This is a genomic window from Fictibacillus nanhaiensis, assembly GCF_036213205.1.
Taxonomy (GTDB): Bacteria; Bacillota; Bacilli; order Bacillales; family Fictibacillaceae; genus Fictibacillus; species Fictibacillus nanhaiensis_E.
Map to the genome: position 1 here is coordinate 48216 of NZ_JARMFC010000008.1, position 21229 is coordinate 69444.

Below are 21229 nucleotides of genomic sequence, written 5' to 3' on the forward strand. Positions count from 1 at the left end.
GGCACACCACCATGGCCATCTTAATCACAGGCGGCGCTGGCTACATCGGCAGCCATACATGCGTTGAAATGCTGAACGAAGGATACGAACTCATCGTCCTCGACAACTTCGCGAACAGCAAACCAGACGTCATCGAAAGAATCAAACAGATCACGAACAAAGACTTCACCTTCTACGAGATCGATCTTCTCAACAAAGATCAGCTACACACCATCTTCACCAATCATAAAATCGACGCCGTTATCCACTTTGCAGGCTACAAAGCGGTCGGAGAATCTGTCGCGGAACCACTGAAATACTACCAAAACAACATTATTTCAACACTCAACTTGTGTGAAGTGATGTCAACAAACAATGTGCATAATCTCGTGTTCAGTTCATCGGCTACCGTCTATGGCAACCCGGACATCGTGCCGATTATAGAAGACAGCTCTTTAGGAGCAACCAACCCTTACGGACGTACGAAACAGATGATCGAAGAAATTCTTCGCGATCTGTATGTATCGAACCCAAAGTGGAGCGTTGCTTCCCTACGTTATTTTAACCCGATCGGTGCACATGAGAGCGGTTTGATTGGTGAGAACCCAAACGGCATACCCAATAATCTCGTTCCATACATCTCACAAGTTGCCGCTGGCCGCCTGCTGCATCTCAACATTTTTGGTGATGATTACGAAACGCCAGACGGAACAGGGATCAGGGACTACATTCACGTCACGGATCTTGCGAAAGGACATGTTAAAGCGCTCCAATCTGTGATATCTACGACCGGTGTTGAGGCTTATAACCTTGGAACAGGCGTCGGGCATAGTGTACTAGAGATGATTGCAGCGTTTGAAAAAGTAACAGGAAAATCCATCCCATGTGTGGTGAAAGAACGCAGACCAGGTGATATTCCGGTCAGTTACGCCAATCCATTCAAAGCGAACACGCTGTTAAACTGGGTCGCGGAAAAAGGATTACACGAGATGTGCCGTGATTCTTGGAATTATGAGATACAATCTCTTCTTCAAGCAAAAGTGCACATCCCTATCGCACCTTGAACGTAAAAAGAGAGGAACAGATATGAAACGTTTATTTGATTTTAGTTGTGCTTTTATTCTACTTATTCTACTCTTTCCAATACTAACCTTTGTTGCAATTATGATACGCCTAAATCTTGGCTCACCTATACTGTTTAAACAGCAAAGGCCAGGACAATATGGCAAGCCGTTTTATGTATACAAATTTCGTTCGATGACAGATGAAAAAGACACAAACGGACAGCTGTTAGCTGATGAAGTTCGACTCACCACTTTTGGTAAAACACTAAGAAAATATAGCTTGGACGAACTGCCGCAACTATGGAACGTACTAAAAGGAGATCTCAGTCTTGTTGGACCACGGCCATTACTCATGAGCTATCTGCCTCTTTACTCAAAAGAGCAAAATAAACGTCATGATGTGAAGCCAGGAATCACAGGGTGGGCACAGATCAACGGCCGAAACGCGATCGATTGGGAGGAGAAGTTTAAACTCGACGTGTGGTATGCAGAGAATCAAACCTTTTTGCTCGATCTTAAAATACTTCTTCTCACGGTGAAAAAAGTCTTTAAATCCGAAAACATCAACAACGCCAACCATGCCACGATGCCAGAATTCAGAGGGAGCGAAACACCATATGAAAACGTTCGAAGCTAATATCCTGTTCACCTCTTCCGGGAGAAGAGTGTCCCTTCTCAACATGTTCAAAGAGTATCTGAGGTCAGAGAACATAACCGGCAAAATCATCACAGCAGACTTTAAGAACAATGCGCCAACAACCTTTGTTTCGGATAAGCATTATGTGGTACCGAGAGTGAGCGATGAGAACTATGTGAGCGAACTGATCGCGATTTGTGTAAAAGAAAACATTAAAATGATCATTCCGCTGATCGATACAGAATTACCTCTTTTAGCAGAAAAAAGTTCAATCTTTGAGGAGCTGGGCATTAAAGTTCTCGTTTCAGGCAGTGAAGTGATCAGAATCGGCTGTGACAAAGTGGATACGTATACGTTTTTCACTGAAAACGGTATATCAACGCCAAAAGTTTACAGCGAGCATGAAACCGATTATCAGTTTCCGCTAATCGTGAAACCGCGCGATGGCAGCTCTGGACTTGGAGTTACGGTGGTGAACAATCTTCATGAACTTGAATTCTTCAAAACGTACATCAAGAACAGCATGATTCAAGACATGGTGAGAGGCGAAGAATACACGGTGGATGTGATGGTCGATTTTGACGGCAACATTAAGACGATCGTTCCTCGACAGCGGATTGAGATTCGAGCGGGAGAAGTGAGTAAAGGAATCACGCGCAAAGATCCAACCATCATTTCAGCGGTAAAAGATGTGATGAAAAAGCTCGTTGGGGTGGTCGGGTGCATCAACCTGCAATGCTTCAAAAAGGAAAACGGAGAGATCTCTTTTATTGAGATCAATCCACGTTTTGGCGGTGGTGTACCACTCGCGATCAAAGCAGGAGCAAATTTTCCAAAATGGACGGTTGAACTCATGCTGGGGATGGCTTTTGTAACAGCTGATTTTTCATGGTTAGACGGACTAACGATGCTGAGATACGATGACGCAATCTTTACGGACCAACTTACTCATGTCGATTAAAGCGGTCGTTTTTGATATGGATGACACGCTGTTTTGTGAGGAACATTACGTGATGAGCGGGTTTCGTGCAGTGGGCAAGTGGCTTGAACACCCACTTTTTTACGTCACAGCTAAAAATCTTTTTCAAAGTGGAGAGCGAAAAATGATTTTTAACAAATCGCTCGAGCAATTACGAATTCCATATGATGAGTTTCTGATCAAGGAAATGCTTCATGTTTACAGAAACCATGATCCGCAGATTACGTTACACGAAGATGCGGTATATATTCTGAATCTGCTGCACACAAAAGTAAAGCTCGCTCTTATCACAGACGGATATTTAGAAACACAACAAAAAAAGTTTTCTGCTCTTAAACTTCAAGACTACTTTCAAACCGTTGTTTTTACAGATGAACTCGGCCATGAACATTGGAAGCCGAGTCCATTGCCTTACCAGATTGTGAGCACAACACTAAATGCACTTCCAGAGGAGTGCGTCTATATCGGGGATAACCTGGCCAAAGATTTTGTAACCGCGAAAAAGCTTGGTTGGCTCACGATTCATATTCAACGCAACGACGGAATCTATCATCATGACAATTATCCAGAAACACACTTAGCACATCATAAGATTCATAACCTCAGAGACCTTACAAAACTAGCAGAACTTAAACCATTATTTCACTACCAAACCATATAAGGGGGTAACGACATGCCGATTTTGACGAACAAAAAGAGAATTTTCCTTTGTGCCCCGCATATGAGTGGCAACGAGCAGAAATACATGAACGAGGCGTTTCAAACGAACTGGATCGCGCCACTCGGACCGAATGTCGACGCTTTTGAAAAAGAAATTGCCGCACATGTTGGAGCGAGAGCAGGAGTGGCGGTGAGTTCTGGAACTGCCGCCATCCATCTGGCGCTTACGTTGTTAGGAGTGAGCCGCGGCGATACGGTGTTCTGTTCGTCGCTCACATTTGTAGCGAGTGCGAACCCTATTCTCTATCAAGGAGCAGAACCGGTGTTCATCGATTCTGAACCGGATACGTGGAACATGTCACCACACGCTCTACAAAAAGCTCTTCAAGCGGCAGCAGAAAAAGGGAAACTTCCAAAAGCGGTCATCGTCGTCAACTTATATGGTCAGAGTGCCAAAATGGATGAAATTGTTGCTCTTTGTAACCAATATGAAGTGCCTCTCGTTGAGGATGCGGCTGAATCACTCGGATCGCACTATAAAGGAAAAGCGAGTGGAACGTTTGGCAGGTTCGGCATCTACTCGTTCAACGGTAATAAAATCATTACGACATCAGGTGGAGGCATGCTGGTCTCTCAAGATGATGCTGCCATTGAAACAGGACGTTTTCTTTCTGCACAAGCAAAAGATCAGGCTATTCACTATGAACATAGCGTGATGGGGTTCAACTACCGAATGAGCAACATTCTAGCAGGCATCGGCCGCGGACAGCTGGAGGTGCTTCATCAGCGCATCCATCAAAAACGTGCTATTTACGATTTGTACCAACAAAAACTAAGTGATCTGCCAGGCGTTCATTTCAATCCCGAACTAGCAGAAACGTTCTCAAACCGGTGGCTGTCGGTTCTGACGCTGAATCCAGCAGAAACGACTGTATCCGTACTACAAGTTATTGAAGCACTGGCTGCCGAAAATATTGAAGCACGTCCCGTATGGAAACCGCTACATCTGCAGCCATTATTTAAAGACGCGTCCTATTTCTCGCACGAACCACATAAAAGTGTCTCTGAGCAATTGTTTGAAAACGGTATCTGTCTTCCATCCGGAACAAGCATGACGGAAGAAGAGCAGTTACGTGTCATCGGAACAATCAGAGACCTATTAACAGTAAGCCGACCCGCTTTAATTTCAGGTTCACGCACCTATCAAACGTAAAGAAGGGGAAGCATATGATCGGAAGAAATATTCACGAACTTCGCGTGAAAAAGGGAATCACACTGTCCGAACTCGCCAAACGAGCGAAAATCTCTAAGTCTTATCTAAGTAACATCGAACGAAAGCTGAACAAAAATCCTTCCATTCATGTAATTGAAAAGATTGCGGCAGTGCTGGAGGTGGATGTCCAACTATTAATAGGGCACATGCAAGACAATCAGCCTCTCGAGCAAGAATGGCTGGATTTTATAGAAGAACTGAAGAGCCTTGGGGTAAAAAAAGAACGCGTTCATGAATACCGTGAGCTTATTGAATATATCAATTGGAAAAAACAACAAGAACACGCAAAAAGGGGTTGATGCTTTATCTTTGATCGTCATGTAGGGGTGCGCATTGGTCTAATCATTCTTCCTGTGGGATACATGCTCTTTATCTGGATGCAGTCCAGTTACTTTAACCCGGAGGAGATTTTCAGACTGAGTGCGTATGTGCCGTATACGATTCTTTTAGCCATGGGAGCCGCATTTGAACTCGCACATCTGTTTGAATTCGGCGTTCTATATCTTTTGTTTATTTTACTTTTGTTAAGCTACGGCTCGTTAACTCGGAAAAAAGAAAGACTAAGCTTTATCGCAGCGTTTTCGTATGGGGTGATCGATGAGGTTCACCAAATGTTCGTACCGTATCGGTCAGCTTCTGTTGTTGATCTGATCAAGAATACGATTGGAATCACCGTTGTTTGGTACATCATCCATCAGCACTATTTTTATAAAACGAAGTCTGTACTCGGAGAGAAGCTGAGGAAGGTTACGGCATTTAGTAAATAACACACTGTCTCTTCTAGAGAGCGGTGTGTTTTTTAGTAGCTGCGAGATTACTTATCTCATTCTCTTCATTGACAAATGGATTGGAGTGTAAGGTGCGAGACTCCTGGGGGATCAGCGGGACAGGTGAGACACCTAACAGCGCAGAGCGCTAGGTGGCTCACCGCACGCCCCCCGGAAAGCGAGCAACCTGAAACGGAAATCCATTACTTAAATCCACCAGATAATCAAAATAAGATTCAAAACCCAAACATACGATATAAAAACTGCTCATTGGAGGTTATAACATGATCCGGCTTGGGGACGGCGTGTATCTTTGTTTTTTGAACGGTCACCGTTTGAAGATCGTGTATGTAGGCAACAACATCTGCAAGCTTTATTTAGAGAACGAGTATCAAGGCACAGCGCCGTTTGATTATGTGAAACGAAAGCTGACTGAAATGGAGAAAAAGTGGAACACATCCAACATACGAGGCTATCAATTTAAAGAGCTGCGTTCATCAATTGACCAACTCATATAAAGAAGGAGGTGGGAGAAAGTTGATTGATTCTAGCTTTACTGTTTTACAAGAGAATGATGATTGGATGCCATACATGAAGTACTTCACCAAACTGGATGTTTATTATTCTAAAGAATACGTAAGTTTGTTCGCTCAAAAAGAGAACGGTGTGCCAGAAGCTGTCTACTACGAGCAGGATGGCCAGCGCTTTTTTTATCCTTATATTAAAAGAGAAATAACCGACGGATTGTATGATATCGTGACACCGTATGGTTATGGAGGGCCAATCTGGAGCACTGACGTTCACCACGAGATTGTTTCCCATTTTGAGAAATCGTTTAGTCATTATTGTCAGCTCAATAACATTATTACAGAGACCATTCGCTTTCATCCACTACTTCAAAATGAAAATGACCTTCATCATCACATAAAGATTGAATATATCCGCAAGACAACAGCCGTTGATCTCACCCAATCATTAGATCTCATAAGGTCTCAATACAGCTCCACTAACAAACGCAACATCAAAAAAGCTATCAGATCGAACCTTGAAATAGTACGTTTAGAGTCAGAGAGTGACATGGATACGTTCATGAGCTTATATGAAGAAACGATGAATCGAAACTCGGCATTGAATTATTATTATTTTGATCGAGATCACTTTAATCAACTAATGAAGCCTACAAAATGGTGCACACCCTATTTATTAGGAGCGAAGCATAAGGGGGAAGTTATAGCAGCTGCGATCCTTTTGATGGGGCCTCAGAATGCACACTATCACCTCGGTGCATCTCGAACTAGTACTCTTTCACTGCGTCCGAACAATCTTTTATTCGATAAAATGATTCAATTTGCGAAGGAAAAAGGTGCGGAAACGTTACATTTAGGTGGGGGCTATCAAGAAAATGATGGCTTATTTGCGTTTAAGTCAGCATTTACCGGTAACAATCATTTTTCGTACTACATTGGCAAGAAGGTTCACAACGAGGTAGTTTATCGAATATTAACGGAGAAAAAGGGAAGTTCCACCTCTCAACGACCTCATTTTTTTCCTGCTTACAGAGCGTGAAAGCGTGAATTTTTGATATCTCACTCGGTAGTCTTGTTATGGCGACTAGATTTCTTGATATCCTCCATGTTTTTCTTGATATCTCCTACTAATTTCTTGATAAAGCAGAGATAACCGGGCATCTTACTGACCCGGTTATCCCTTCCTGAAAATCCCAACTTACCATCATTTACGGAAGAATTTCATGATTCGCTCCATCTAATTCCCCATTGCAATAATTCTCATTATATGAAAACGTCAATTTCCAATAGTAATTACCCTATTATTATTCTTTGCGGCATCAATCAGTCTTGTTTACAATTTGTATTTTAGAAAAGTTGGTTTAAGTGATGCGACTTCAGCCACATTTCTATTTGTAGTAATCATTATGTTCATAACATTTATAAGAGAAATGAAGAACAAATAATTCACTATAATCGTTCAATAGCGAAAACAGCATGTTACTGCTTTTAATGAACAGCAGATCTTGAAGATAAACGGTGTTTAACAGACACAATAATCATTTTTGCTAAATATATTGAACATATTAAGGGGCTATTTTTTAGAAAATTATGAATTAGGCATTCCATTTTTAAAAGCGACTGTTATACTTACCTTAACTGGTAATGACATCATTACTATCCGAAACCTCTCTGTACTCAAATTGGAGTGACAATATCATGATTAAAATCTTTGAAGATGAACAAGCAGTTACAAACGAAATCGCCACAGAAATGAAGCAACATCTATTAAATGACGAAAACCCCGTATTCTGCCTAGCATCCGGCACGACACCAGAGAAAAGCTACCGTCAATTTGCAGCGGAAGCGAAGAATGAATCAACCCTAAATAATTTAAGAATCGTTAGTCTAGATGAATGGGTAGGCATTGACCAAGCATCTGAAGGAAGTTGTTATCAGATGTTGAATAAGGATTTGTTTTCTCCCTTAAGACTCCAGAATTCACAAATCGAATTCTTTAAAGGAACCCAGACAAATCTAGAAAAAGAGTGCCATCGCATTGATCGTTTTATCGAAAATAATCCTATTACATTTAGTTTGATGGGGGTCGGGATGAACGGCCATATCGGATTAAATGAACCGGGTTGTCGAGTTTTAGATCATAGTTGTGTTGTCGACCTATCGGAAAAAACAAAGATTGTCGCGCAAAAGTACTTCAATCAACCAACTTCACTTGAAAAAGGAATAACTCTTGGACTAGGTCAAATCATCAAAAGTAAACGAGTCATTGTAGTGATGACGGGCGAAAGAAAAGCTCATATCGCAAAAGAGATCATCATGAACCGAGAAGCTCAACTACCAGCTCAGGTTCTGCTAGGACATGACCATATTGATTTTTATCTAGATCGAGAAGCGGCAATGTGGATTGAAGAAGCACAACTTAACAAAGGAGAATGATGTACATGAATAAGATGAAGGTATCACTAATCGGAGCAGGCAGCATATCGTTTGCTTTAGGCGCACTTCAGGATCTCGTTTTGTCAGAACGATTGAAAACAGAAGTTCAACTAGAGATTGCGCTCATGGACATAAGTGAAGAAAACGTGAACCGCACGTATACATATGCGACAGAAATGTTTCAGTCTTTTGAGAATCTGGCAAAAATTTGGCAGACTACGAATCTCGAAGAAGCTTTAAGTAACTCCCATTTTGTAATCGTTGCCATTGAGAGAGAACGTTACCACTACTGGTCTCAAGACTTTCATATTCCGCGTCGTTATGGCAGCAAACAAATCTATGGAGAAAATGGCGGTCCAGGGTCGATGTTCCATACGCTCCGAAACATGGGGCCGATGCTTGAGATCGCAAAAACGATGGAAAAAGTTTGTCCTGAAGCTTGGTTCATCAACTATACGAATCCTGAAGCGAAGTTAGTTGAGGCTATCTCAAAACTTACATCAATTAAGGTAGTAGGTTTGTGTCATGGCTTAGATATGGGCATTCATCAGTTAGCCGAGTTTTTGGAGCGGGACGCGAGCGAAATTGGAGTAGAAGGCGGAGGATTAAACCACTTTGGCTTTTTTACAAAAATCTATGATAAGACGACAGGCGAAGATCTGTATCCACTTTTTGACCAAAAAGAAAAAGAAGCAAACGCCTTAGCACAATTCGACCATCTTGGGTTGTCGAGAACGATGTATCGCACGTATGGGTATTATCCGTATCCGGGAACAAATCATATCGGTGAATATGTGTCTTACGCCGAAGACTTTTACGCAGGACTATCACTACTTTATCGGTACGATCCGATCCGAGAGAAGTTATGGGAAAAAGATTCTAGGGTTCCCGATTTTGTATACAGTGCAAGTGGTCACGTTCTAGATAAGAAGCTGTTTCCGAAAGACGATTCTTATGAGCAGTGGACGGAGCAGGCGTATGTCTTTAAAAAGGAAAACGTACAGCGAAGTCATGAATATGCCATTCCTATTATCGAAGCGATCTACTTCAATGACGAGATTGAAGTAAACGCTGTGAACATGCAGAATCATGGTGCGATAAAAGGACTGCCTGACGATATGGTGGTGGAAACACAAGCGATTGTGAACGGAAACGGGATCATGTTAAAGCCTATGACGGTAGAACTGCCAACCGCGATTATCGGTACCATTCATATTCAAGGGACGATTCATAAATTACTGATCGAAGCATTTCTTGAAAAATCAAAGACAAAGTTACTGCAAGCTGTCCTGCTAGATCCGCAAGCACCTTCGTATTACCAAGCCTGTGCGATGATTGATGAGATGTGTGAGCTGCAAAAAGAAATCCTGCCAAAATTAGAGTGGAAGTCAGGTGAAGAGCTGCAATGAATGAAGAGAACATACAAGCGTTACTTCAAGAGATGACGTTAAAAGAGAAAATCGGCCAGCTCACTCAGATCACGGGAGAACATTATGTGGGCAAGATTGAGGGTGAGATGGTAGAAACGGGTCCTGGTTATTGGGATCAGCTTTTAGAAGGTGATACGTTATACACGATCGGAAGTGTAATCGGTGTTTCGAGTGCGGAAGCGACGAACATGATTCAGTCAGCGTATTTGGAAAAATCGCGACTGAAAATACCACTTCTTTTTATGCACGATGCGATTCATGGCTATAAGACGATTTTTCCGATTCCACTCGCCCTGTCTTGTACGTGGGACGAGGGGATTTTAGAAAAAGTTGCAGCACATACGGCATCAGAATTACGAGCTGCAGGCATTACGGTGAATTTCTCGCCAATGGTCGACCTTGTCCGGGATGCTAGGTGGGGAAGAGTCATTGAGTCTTTTGGTGAGGATCATCTGTTATCAGGTAACCTGGGTGGAGCTATGATTAGAGGCTACCAAAAAGATTGTGATGGAAAGATTTCAGGTGACGGAGTAGCAGCCTGTCTCAAACATTTTGCAGCATATGGCGCGGCTGTTGGTGGTAAGGACTATAACACCGTCGATATGTCGATGCGAGAGTTCTTTGAGTACTACGGTAAGCCGTACGAAATCGCACTCAATGACAAGCCGAAGTTTGTAATGAGTTCATTCAATACCTTTAACGGAACTCCGGTTACGGCGAGTGAAGAAATGATGAAAGACATTTTGCGAGATCGCTATCAGTTTGAAAACATTGTGATCTCAGACTGGGGTGCTGTCGCTGAGCTTCAGAATCATAGAGTAGCCGCAAATGGGAAAGAGGCGGCAGAGTTAGCACTAACCGCTGGAATTGATATTGAGATGGTATCAACACTTTACCTTGAAAACTATCAGGAGATTGTATCAAAACATCCACAACTTCTAGAGGATATAGATGCTGCGGTTCTTAAGATCTTACAGCTTAAAAATGAGCTTGGTTTATTTGAATACCCTTATGTAGATGAAGAGAAAGAGAAACAGCTTATCTTAAATGAGGAATTCTTACAATTCTCAAAGGAAGCGGCGAAAAAGAGCTGTGTGTTGTTGAAGAATGAAGAGTTGCTGCCCATTCCGAAAAATGTGAAAAACGTCTTGATCGTTGGACCGTTCGCGAAAACAAAAGAGCTGCTCGGGAACTGGCCGTGCAAAGGGAGCTTTGATAATGTTATCTCGCTAACGGAAGGACTGCAATCACTAGATGGTCCGTTAAACGTCAAAGCGTATGAGACACTAGAAGAATGTCCTCAGGATGAACTTGTTCAATCTGACTATATCATTGCGGCTATTGGAGAACGCTGGGATTTAAGCGGAGAGGGACATAGCAGTGTTCATATTGAGCTCGAGGATAAGCAGCAGGAATTAATTAGAGAGATTAAGCGTTTAAACAAGCCGTATGCATGCGTTTGTTTCTCGGGAAGACCTTTAGCGCTGCAAAATATTATTGATGATATTCCTGCTCTCCTATGGTGCTGGTACCCTGGAACACAAGCGGGGACAGCGATTGCTGAACTTTTAACAGGAATAGATACACCTTCAGGAAAATTAACGATGTCGTTTCCGCGTTATTCATCACAAGTTCCTATTCATTATAACGAATACAGCTCTGGACGTCCGGCGAATGATTCAAGCTATAGCAGCCGTTATCAGGATTGTGAAGTGGGTCCGCTGTTCTCGTTTGGTGATGGACTTACGTATACGAACACAAAATATAGCAATATTAAAATTTCTAACAGTGTATTGAAGAATGGTGAAGAACTAACAATCTCGTTCCAACTGGAAAACTCAAGTTCATACGAGTATCCGGAAATCGTGATTCTTTATATAGAAGATCTAGTCTCAAAAGTCGTACGTCCAACACGAGAAATGAAGAAATACAAAGTGGTTCACGTACCAGCTCACGAGACGGTAAATGTGGAATTGATGTTAACAGTAGAGGACTTAACCTATTTAAATAATCATTTGCAACCAAGTATTGAACCTGGTACATTCAACCTTTATATCAATGACTTGAAACAACCTATAGGGACGTTCAATTACGAAGTTGAAACGATAGGGGTGCGAAACAGCTGATGAAAGTGATGACGTTTAATATAAGAGTGGATATTCCAGGTCTTCAAGAGAACGCTTGGCGTGAACGGTATAAAGGTGTAAGTCAAGTGATCAACGACCAGTCGCCTGTTATTGTTGGGATGCAAGAAGCGAATAAGTCAATGATTAGCGATGTTATGCAGAATCTTTTAAAGTATGACTGGACAGGAGAGCCACGCCGAAAAGATGATGAAGGGACTCCGATCTTTTATCGAACAGATCTGTTCACATTACTAGATTCAAATACATTTTGGCTATCTGAAACGCCGGACGAGGTAGGCAGTATGAGCTGGAATACGAGCTACCCGCGCGTGTGTACGTGGGCTGAGTTCTCACTTATTAAAGAGCCCAATACTAGATTCCGAGTGTTCAACACCCATCTGGATCATATGAGTAAGGAAGCACGTATTCAAGGAATCAAACTCATCGGAGAGACGATTCATAGGTTGAACCAGACCTCGCATCTGCCGTTTCTATTGATGGGAGATTTTAATGATGTTCCTAGCAGTAAGACGCTTCAGTATTGTGAAAAAGAGCTGCATTTAAAGAATGCGTTTATGACGATAGATGAACCTGTTAAAGAACAACTAACATTCCATGATTTTAAAGGGGAAGTGCAAGGTGAGCCGATAGATTTTATCTTTACTTCTCAAGACGTAATCATCTCTGATTCCAAGATTATTAGAACAAAAATGGAGCAAGGCTACCCATCTGATCATTATCCGGTGACTGTGGAAATAGAGCTAAAGAAATAGGTAAATCTATATAAAATTCAGAAAATTAACAAAAATAGATTGTAGTTAAGAAACGGATGTGTTAATTTAAAATAAAATAAAAACGTTTTTATATTTCTGTGCAGATTCGAGGTTTTATACTTTAAACGCCGAGAAAAGAACTGGAAATACGAAAGGGAGGACGAAATAATAGCCCTCCCACTATTTTTGAGACTTTAGAAAACGCTTACATAATAAAACGATAAGTAAAAAGCTCTTTATTGCACCAAAATAAAAACGTTTTAAGAAGGAAGAATGCAATGAGAAAAGTAACGATAAAAGATGTGGCAAGGGAAGCGGGCGTATCCATTTCGACTGTTTCCAACGCGTTAAACAACGTTGATGTGCTCATTCCAGCTACAAAAGCACACGTGTTGGAGGTTGCGGAACGATTGAATTATATTCCGAACCTTAACGGAAAGCTCTTAAAAGCTGGCGAAAGCAAGATGCTCGGGTTCTTTACAACAAGTGTCAGCGGTCCTTACTTTTATGTATTGGTTGAAGCGATGGCACGACACTGCGAAAAGCTAGGATACGGCTTAAACATTGTGGTCGCAAAAGATAAACGCGTGATCTTAAGCAATATTTTAGGACAACGCCTTGATGGTGTGATCATATTTGAGGAACTACTGATCGATGACAAAGATGTATCAGTAATGGAAGAGGCGCAGGTTAAAGCGGTGTTTCTGGACCGCGTTTTGGAGAACGATACAATGGGAAGCGTGATCTTTGATTCTTATGTAGCGGGGTATGACGCGACCAAGTACCTGATCAGCTTAGGACATAAAAAAATCGCGTACATCTCAGGTGTGGACACGATGTATGACAGTGTTCAGCGTAGAGATGGCTATCTAGCTGCACTTAAAGAACACAATCTTCCGTTTGACGAGAGCTACATCCTACAAGGGTTCTTTGAAGAAGAAGGTACATATAACGCAGTTAAATCCTTTATCAAATTGCATCCTGAAAAGTTACCAGATGCTTTCTTAGCAGGAAATGACGTGAGTGCGATCGGTTGTATAAAAGCGCTGAAATCAGAAGGCTATCAGATTCCCGAAGACATTAGCGTAATGGGCTTCGATGATATCAATCTAGCCGAATACTTCTCGCCACCACTAACCACAGTTAAGAACCAGATTTCTAGACAAGGCATCTTAGCCGTAGATCATCTCGTGAAATTGATCCAACAAAAAGAAAAAGGCATGATCCAAAAGCTAAAAGGCGAAATCATCGTCCGACGCTCAAGCAATCTAAAAGTAGAACAATTAGTAGGAAGATAATTTTTTTACCCACTAATAAAAACGTTTTTTTGATGTTTTCAATACACCATAGACTAGTTGGTTGGAGTGAAAGGTGCGAGACTCCTGGGGGATTAGCGGGACAGGTGAGACTCTAAATAGTGCAAGGCACTAAGAGGCTCACCGCACGCCCCCCGGAAAGCGAGTACCTGTAACGGAAACCAACCGCTCATAAATAACAACACAGCTTATAGCAACAAAAGTTTATAAAAACAGCAAGGGAGTGAGATGAATTGTGAAGTCAACGGTTATGGAGAACAACAACGTTGAAATAAAAGAAAAAAAGCCACTAGGACCTAGGTTCAAACGGTTTTTCAAAGACTTTAAAAATCAATGGGAACTGCAATCCATGATTATCCCAGGTCTCATATTTATGATTATCTTCAGCTACATCCCGATGTATGGTCTCTTGATCGCGTTTAAACAATACACAGCGCTCGACACCTTTTCCACCGCTCCATGGGTTGGATTAAAGAATTTTCAAATCATCATGACAGACAAGTTCTTCTGGGAAGCGATGGTCAACACGGTGGCCATCAGTTTAATGAAGCTCGCGATTGGATTCATCGCTCCGATTATATTAGCAATCATGATCTATGAACTGCATGATGGACCAATCAAACGCTTTATGCAGACGATCTCGTATCTGCCTCACTTTCTATCGTGGATCGTACTCGGTGGAATGCTCATCACTTGGTTTTCAACGACTGGATTATTGAATCAAACGTTGATGGCGGTCGGACTTATGGATAATCCGCAAAACTACTTGCTCGACGCAGGGAAGTATTGGTGGATCGCCACGCTGTCTGACATTTGGAAAGAAGTCGGTTGGGGAACGATCCTGTATCTCGCTGTTATGTCTAAGATCGATCCTACTTATTATGAAGCAGCCAAGACCCACGGCTGTCGCATAAGAGAAATCCCCTTGCGTCATACCGATTCGATACACGTACGTACTAAGTACTTCTGCTTTTTCCTGATTCTGCGTGTTCATGAGGACGAGCGTATGTCGATCGTGTCACTCATCCTTTTAGTCAGTGCACATAAAGTCACAAAACGATTAAACGAAGGACAATCCGTACTATAGAGAGGAGGGCATTCATGTCAGGAAAAGTAGTTAAAGGAGATTTAGATAGTCGGATTTTTAACTTCATCAATATGTCTTTGTTGCTAATCTTCACGTTCATCATCATTATTCCGATATGGAACGTGCTCGTTTCTTCATTTAGCTCTGGAAGGTCGCTAGCAGAAGGCGGGTTTGTGTTTTGGCCGCAAGAGTTCTCGATGGAAAACTATCGAGCGGTGTTTAGAGACGAGACGATCTGGCAGGCATTCTTCATCTCTGTTGCAAAGACCGTCATTGGCGCGAGTACACATGTTCTGTTTTGTGCGATGGTCGCTTATGCCTACAGCAAACAGAACTTAAGAGGACGCAAGCTTTATTCGGCACTCGGTATCATCACCCTGTTCTTTAGCGGAGGTATGATTCCGACGTACCTACTTATTAAATCACTAGGACTGTTAAACAGCTTTTGGGTGTATATCATTCCGGCATTATTCAGCTTTTTTGATGTTATTATCTTGATGAACTTTTTTAGAAATGTTCCTAAGTCTCTAGAGGACTCAGCTAAAATCGATGGCGCAGGCGATTGGAGAATCTTCTGGAGCATCTACCTTCCATTGTCCAAACCAGCACTAGCGACGATCGCTCTCTTTAACGGAGTGGGTCAGTGGAACGATTTTATCACGACAAAATTATACATAACGGATCAAGCACTCTATCCGTTACAGATGAAAATCTATGAAATCATCGTTCAGTCTCAAACCAACACGATGCAAAATATCGGCGGCTCAGTCGTCATTGAAACAACGGCAAGAGGTGTGCAGTTGGCCACAATTGTCATCACGACCTTACCAATCATCCTTATCTATCCACTCCTACAGAGACATTTCATATCTGGAATGATGCTTGGAGCGGTGAAAGAATAGTCTGAAACAAAAATGAACTATCTTCACAATTATTTTTGAAAGCGTTAACAGTTTTTAATCCAAAGGAGGAAAAAGAAATGAGGACCATCAAATCTATGTTTGGCAAAGGCTTAGTGTTATTGTTAGCGGTTTTTATGGTATTAACAGGCTGTTCAAGTGATTCAGAAACTGAGAGTGCTGGACTGAAAAAACCAGATTACAAAGTAGATAAAGAGACACCTGCTTGGAAGCTAGATAAGCGAGATGAAACGACTACTTTAACATGGTACGTAAACGCCGATTGGTGGAATGCTGATTTTGGCAACGACTTCGTCACAAAACAGATCAAGAAGGACTTAAACATCGATGTGAAGTTCATCACGGGTGATGATACGAAATTAAACGCACTTTTCTCTGGTGGAGACATTCCGGACATCATCTCTATCTTTGATGCGAATTCACCGATCGCGAAAAAAGCGAACACATGGGCATTGCCACTGAACGAACTAGCAGATACGTATGATCCTTATTTTCATAAAGTAGCGGTAAAAGATACGTTAAAATGGCACGAACTGAAAGACGGCAAAACATATGGTTATGCCAACTTCTCCAATACACAAGCCGATTATGACCAAGGTGTTATCCCAGCAACAACAGCATTTGTTATTCGTAAAGATGTGTATGAAGCGATTGGAAAACCGGAGATGAAAACACCAGAACAATTCCAAAGTGCGATGACAAAGATTAAGGAGCAATTCCCGAAATTGATTCCTTTTGGACCGAGTGAAGCATTTGGTGAAGTGTTGCAAGACTATATCGGTGTTCCGCTTGAAACAAAGGATGGTAAATTCTACAACCGTAATCTAGATAAAGACTACTTAACGTGGTTAGAAACGTTTAACGGTGTGTATCAAAAAGGTGGCATCAGTGATGATAGCTTTGCCGACGACAACACAGCGATGGAAGAAAAGATCAAATCAGGTAAATATGCATCCATGCTGATCAGTGGAATTCCACAAAAAGGTGGGGCACTGCAAAGCTTCAAGACTAACAACCCTGGAAGTGAATACATTGCGGTAGATGGACCGGAAAGCACGGTAGGGAATGCACCAACTCTAAATCAATCGGGAATCACAGGCTGGATGATGAACTATATAACGAAAAAGAGTAAAGAGCCAGCAAAAGCAACTCAGTTGTTCACGTACTTGTTGAGCGAGAAAGGGCAAACGCTCGTAACGTACGGAATTGAAGGCGAAACCTACACAGTGAACGCAGACGGAAAATACGAGTACAAACCAGAGATCAAAGAAATGCGCACGAAGAATCCTGATCAATACAAAAAAGAATATCGTTTCGGAGAGTTCTTCTTCTTCGGACATGATAAATACAACTTGCTGAGCGATGACTCAACGATCGAAGCAACCAAACAGATGACAGAATGGGGCAAAGGAAAACTCGTGCCACACTTCGTACTAGAAGGAACAAACCCTGATCAAGGAACACCAGAAGCACGCTCATTCAGTGCCATCGACACCGAATGGAAAAAAACAGTCGTAAGCATGGTTCGAGCAAAGAGTGACAAACAGTTCGAAAAAGAACTTAAGAGCTACGAAAAATTCCTAGACGAAAACAACTGGGATAAGATCACAGAGCTCAAAACAAAGAAAATGGAACAAAACCGTGAGAAGCTGGGGATGAAATAATCATCATTGACATTGGGAAAGTGTGCTCATTTTACTTACACTCAGAAGTAACGTGTAAAGGGTTGTTGAAGTTTTCTCTTCATTGAAATAGTTGATTGTAGTGAAAGGTGCGAGACTCCTGCGGGACAAGCGGTCAGGTGAGACACTTAAAGGCGCAAAGCGGCAAGTGGCTCACCGCCTGCCCGCGGAAAGCGAGCACCTGAAACGGAAATCAACCTCATTCACGCAGCAAAGCTTAGCTCTACAAGGGGGAATCAAACATGCAAAAAATCTTTCATATAGAAGGCAAAATCTTCACAACGCTAGCCAGAATCTTCGACCTACTCGTACTAAACGTGCTGTTCATCATGAGCTGCCTGCCCATCATCACAATCGGCGCAGCACTAACAGCCATGTACACCACAACCTTCAAGATGGTCAAAAACGAAGAAACTAGCATAGCCATTGACTTCTGGAACGGGTTCAAACGCAACTTCAAACAAAGCACGAAAATCTGGCTAACCATATTCGCAACAGCGGCAACTTTTTTATTCGCAGCGCAGTTTTTAATGGGAAAAGGCTCAGCGATACTCTTCCCACTGCTGTTTGTAGTCACGGTTTCGTTGCTTTCGTTTTTATACGTATTCCCCCTACTTGCTAAGTTTGAGAACCGTAGTTTTCAGATCATAAAGAATGCTATTTTCATAAGCTTTCATTCGATGGCTTATTCCATTCTACTGTTTGCGATTACGCTTTTGTTTGTAGGGTTGGTCCCAATCTTTCTGCCACAATTAATCGTTCTGTGGCTGTTCTTAGGGTTCTCTCTATCGGCTTATGTGAAATCGTTTCTGTTTGAAAGACTATTTAACAACTATGCATCCATAAAGGAAGAAAAGGAGATCGCATGAAAAACCTAACCATCTATCAATCTACTGGAGAACATGATCTGTTTGTTCAAAAAGAGATCGAAGAAGTTCGTGTGAGCGCACCACCTTCTGATCCCACGGTAACCGTCACTGTGAACACAGAAGAAATCTATCAAGAAATCGACGGATTTGGTGCTTCATTCACCGATTCTGCAGCTTATCTCATTCATCAAATTCTAGATGAAAACGACCGAACAGATCTTATGGAAAAGTTGTTCCACCCTGAGAAGGGAATCGGACTTTCTGTGCTGCGTAATCCGATGGGGTCTTCCGATTATGCTCGAGAGATGTATAGCTACAACGACCTTCCAGACGGAGAGACAGACTTTTCACTGAAACACTTTTCAATCGCGCATGATCTAGATGACATCGTTCCCTTGGTACAAAAAGCGCTGCAATTAAATCCGTCGATTAAACTAATGGCCTCCCCATGGAGTGCACCTGCTTGGATGAAAACGAGCAATTCGATGATCGGCGGGGAGTTAAAGGAAGAATGCTACAGCGTGTATGCCGATTACTTTGTAAATTATATTAAAGCATACGGTGAAGAAGGCCTTCCAATCTATGCGATTACGCCGCAAAACGAACCTCTTTTTGTGCCGGGTCATTATCCCGGCATGCTTATGACCGCAGAGCGACAAGCCGATTATATCAAAAATCACCTGAAACCGCGGTTCATTGAGAATGGAATAGATACCAAGATTCTTTGTTATGACCATAACTGGGATCGTCCGGATTATCCATTGCATGTGATCAATGATGTAGGAGATGCGGTAGATGGTGTCGCGTGGCATTGGTATGGCGGTCGACCGGTTGCTCAGCATCAAGTACATAAAGTCTATCCGGAAAAAGAAGTGCATTTTACAGAAGGATCTGGTGGAGAGTGGATTCCAGCGTTTGAACCCGCGTTCTCAAATGTCATGCGTACGGGGATTGAGATCATGCGTAACGATTCAAAGTCCTTTGTCCTCTGGAACATGGCATTAGATGAAGAGAACGGCCCCTCTGTTCCAGGCTTTGGACAGAGTACGTGCCGAGGCGTTGTAACGGTCGAACAGAAAACCCAAAAGTTAACCTATACGCTCGATTATTACGCGCTCGCTCACTTTAGCAAGTTTGTTCAGCCGCAAGCGGTAAGAATTGGTTCAACCAGTACAGAAGATATTCGAACGGTTGCTTTTAAAAATACTGATGAATCGATCGCAACTGTACTTTTTAATGATAGTGAGAAGGAACAATCCATTGAGCTCAAGCAGGATAACGATGAGATCCTCCACTTTACACTCGGTTCGAAATGCGCGATGACATTACTTAGAAAATGATGTTCAACAGAAGGAGAATACAAACATGCAGATAAAATGGATCACAACTACCTACCAAGGAGACACGAAGAAAACCGTTGAGGACAGCCGAGAATTCTCCCAAGATACAGGAGTCGAGATGAAAGTGGTTAACCTTTATCCAGATATGGAATACCAGACATTTGACGGATTTGGCGGTGCTATTACAGAAGCGTCAGGTCATACTTTCTCTTTGATGAGTGACGAAAACAAAAAGAAAGTTCTAGATGCTTATTTCGGCCCTGAAGGAAATCGTTATAACCTCGTCCGCACGCATATCGATAGCTGTGATTTTTCAGTAGGTCAGTATGAAGCGATGAGCGATCCGACTGATACGGAGTTCAAGTCGTTTAGTCTAGAACGGGATGAACAATACATCATCCCGATGTTAGAGGGGGCTGAAGAAACTGCTGGAAAGTCACTGAGTGTGATGCTGTCGCCATGGTCACCGCCATCTTTTATGAAAACGAACGAACAACGTGTGGAAGGTGGCTCACTAAAACCGGAATATCGAGAGTTCTGGGGAAAATATATTGCTCATTACATCAAGGAATACCGCAAAAAAGGCTTTTCGGTTAATATGCTAACGATTCAAAACGAGCCGAATGCTAGACAAACGTGGGATTCGTGTTTGTATACAGCACAACAAGAAAAAGAATTCTTAAGAGACTATCTCTACCCTGCGTTAAAGGAAAATGACTTGTTAGATGTGGATGTATTGATCTGGGATCACAACAAAGAAAGAATGTACGAACGTGCGTGTGACATTATCGATGAAGAAACGAATAAGATGGTTCAAGGTGTGGCGTTCCACTGGTATACAGGCGAGCATTTTGATGCGATTAGCCTTGTTCGAGAGAAGTTTCCAGATAAGAAGTTAATCTTTACAGAAGGCTGCGTGGAGTATAGTCGTTTTAGTGAAGCGGGTCAGCTTCAGAATGCACAGATGTACGCGTATGACATCATCGGGAACATCAATGCCGGCATGAACGCATTTATCGATTGGAACATCCTGCTGAATAAAGAGGGTGGACCGAACCACGTGAACAATTTCTGTGATGCGCCAATCATGTGTGACACAGAAAACGATATCGTACAGGAGAAGTTGTCGTACACATATATCGGTCACTTCAGCCGTTATATCGAACCAGGAGCAAAACGAATCGCATCCACGAAATATACAGATAAACTAGATGTAGTCAGTCTAAAAAATCTGGATGATTCGATTGTGGTTGTTCTGTTGAATCGTTCGGCAGAAAACGTTCCAGTATCACTTCGATTAGGTGGAAAAGTGAGTGATTTTGAAGTACCAGCTGGTTCAATCGTGACAGGCATCATTTCTTAAT

At 42.2% G+C, this 21229-nt stretch carries 20 protein-coding genes; all 20 read left to right on the forward strand.

Features of this window, described 5'->3' with window-relative positions:
* Positions 1 to 11: 11 nt before the first annotated feature.
* The 20 genes from galE to P4V41_RS10770 all read left to right on the forward strand — a co-directional run bounded on the left by galE (position 12) and on the right by P4V41_RS10770 (position 21228).
* A complete protein-coding gene (gene galE, locus P4V41_RS10675; protein WP_328084850.1) occupies positions 12 to 1043 on the forward strand; it encodes a UDP-glucose 4-epimerase GalE in 1032 nt (343 codons plus the stop codon).
* A gap of 22 nt (positions 1044 to 1065) precedes the next feature.
* Complete coding sequence (locus P4V41_RS10680) at positions 1066 to 1680, forward strand: sugar transferase (RefSeq protein ID WP_328084851.1); 615 nt, start codon at positions 1066 to 1068, stop codon at positions 1678 to 1680.
* The gene (locus P4V41_RS10685) at positions 1661 to 2641 is read left to right on the forward strand and encodes an ATP-grasp domain-containing protein (protein WP_328084852.1); all 981 of its coding nucleotides are present in this window, start codon (positions 1661 to 1663) and stop codon (positions 2639 to 2641) included. Before P4V41_RS10680 ends, P4V41_RS10685 begins: the two co-directional genes overlap by 20 nt.
* Positions 2631 to 3320, forward strand: coding sequence for an HAD family hydrolase (locus P4V41_RS10690; RefSeq protein WP_328084853.1), 690 nt, complete (start codon positions 2631 to 2633; stop codon positions 3318 to 3320). Before P4V41_RS10685 ends, P4V41_RS10690 begins: the two co-directional genes overlap by 11 nt.
* A gap of 12 nt (positions 3321 to 3332) precedes the next feature.
* Positions 3333 to 4532 (forward strand): aminotransferase class I/II-fold pyridoxal phosphate-dependent enzyme, encoded by a 1200-nt coding sequence (locus tag P4V41_RS10695; protein ID WP_328084854.1) that lies wholly within the window; start codon positions 3333 to 3335, stop codon positions 4530 to 4532.
* Between the two features lie 14 nt (positions 4533 to 4546).
* Positions 4547 to 4891: a helix-turn-helix transcriptional regulator gene (locus P4V41_RS10700; protein WP_328084856.1), complete on the forward strand. Its 345-nt coding sequence runs from the start codon at positions 4547 to 4549 to the stop codon at positions 4889 to 4891.
* A 63-nt stretch (positions 4892 to 4954) separates the two neighbouring features.
* Positions 4955 to 5359, forward strand: a complete 405-nt coding sequence (locus P4V41_RS10705) for a VanZ family protein (RefSeq protein ID WP_328084858.1) — start codon at positions 4955 to 4957, stop codon at positions 5357 to 5359.
* A gap of 284 nt (positions 5360 to 5643) precedes the next feature.
* Positions 5644 to 5877, forward strand: a complete 234-nt coding sequence (locus tag P4V41_RS10710; protein WP_328084860.1) for a hypothetical protein — start codon at positions 5644 to 5646, stop codon at positions 5875 to 5877.
* Positions 5878 to 5896: 19 nt separating this feature from the next.
* Positions 5897 to 6925, forward strand: coding sequence for a GNAT family N-acetyltransferase (locus tag P4V41_RS10715; RefSeq protein WP_328084862.1), 1029 nt, complete (start codon positions 5897 to 5899; stop codon positions 6923 to 6925).
* Positions 6926 to 7584: 659 nt separating this feature from the next.
* The gene (locus P4V41_RS10720) at positions 7585 to 8322 is read left to right on the forward strand and encodes a 6-phosphogluconolactonase (RefSeq protein WP_328084864.1); all 738 of its coding nucleotides are present in this window, start codon (positions 7585 to 7587) and stop codon (positions 8320 to 8322) included.
* A 5-nt stretch (positions 8323 to 8327) separates the two neighbouring features.
* Positions 8328 to 9731 carry an alpha-galactosidase gene (locus tag P4V41_RS10725; protein WP_328084866.1) on the forward strand — a complete coding sequence of 468 codons (1404 nt, stop codon included), beginning with the start codon at positions 8328 to 8330 and terminating at the stop codon, positions 9729 to 9731.
* The gene (locus tag P4V41_RS10730; protein WP_328084867.1) at positions 9728 to 11878 is read left to right on the forward strand and encodes a glycoside hydrolase family 3 N-terminal domain-containing protein; all 2151 of its coding nucleotides are present in this window, start codon (positions 9728 to 9730) and stop codon (positions 11876 to 11878) included. The genes P4V41_RS10725 and P4V41_RS10730 overlap by 4 nt, the downstream gene beginning before the upstream one ends.
* Positions 11878 to 12651: an endonuclease/exonuclease/phosphatase family protein gene (locus P4V41_RS10735; protein WP_328084868.1), complete on the forward strand. Its 774-nt coding sequence runs from the start codon at positions 11878 to 11880 to the stop codon at positions 12649 to 12651. The genes P4V41_RS10730 and P4V41_RS10735 overlap by 1 nt, the downstream gene beginning before the upstream one ends.
* A 278-nt stretch (positions 12652 to 12929) precedes the next feature.
* Positions 12930 to 13949, forward strand: a complete 1020-nt coding sequence (locus P4V41_RS10740; protein ID WP_328084869.1) for a LacI family DNA-binding transcriptional regulator — start codon at positions 12930 to 12932, stop codon at positions 13947 to 13949.
* Positions 13950 to 14202: 253 nt separating this feature from the next.
* Positions 14203 to 15054 (forward strand): ABC transporter permease subunit, encoded by an 852-nt coding sequence (locus tag P4V41_RS10745; protein WP_328084870.1) that lies wholly within the window; start codon positions 14203 to 14205, stop codon positions 15052 to 15054.
* 14 nt (positions 15055 to 15068) lie between these two features.
* On the forward strand, positions 15069 to 15956 hold the full coding sequence (locus P4V41_RS10750; protein ID WP_328084871.1) for a carbohydrate ABC transporter permease: 888 nt from the start codon (positions 15069 to 15071) through the stop codon (positions 15954 to 15956).
* Positions 15957 to 16033: 77 nt separating this feature from the next.
* Positions 16034 to 17638: a sugar ABC transporter substrate-binding protein gene (locus P4V41_RS10755; RefSeq protein ID WP_328084873.1), complete on the forward strand. Its 1605-nt coding sequence runs from the start codon at positions 16034 to 16036 to the stop codon at positions 17636 to 17638.
* A 260-nt stretch (positions 17639 to 17898) separates the two neighbouring features.
* Positions 17899 to 18525, forward strand: a complete 627-nt coding sequence (locus P4V41_RS10760; protein WP_328084874.1) for a YesL family protein — start codon at positions 17899 to 17901, stop codon at positions 18523 to 18525.
* On the forward strand, positions 18522 to 19865 hold the full coding sequence (locus tag P4V41_RS10765) for a glycoside hydrolase family 30 protein (protein WP_328084875.1): 1344 nt from the start codon (positions 18522 to 18524) through the stop codon (positions 19863 to 19865). The genes P4V41_RS10760 and P4V41_RS10765 overlap by 4 nt, the downstream gene beginning before the upstream one ends.
* Positions 19866 to 19890: 25 nt before the next feature.
* Entirely contained in the window at positions 19891 to 21228 is a 1338-nt protein-coding gene (locus P4V41_RS10770; protein WP_328084877.1) for a glycoside hydrolase family 30 protein, read from the forward strand.
* Position 21229: the final 1 nt, after the last annotated feature.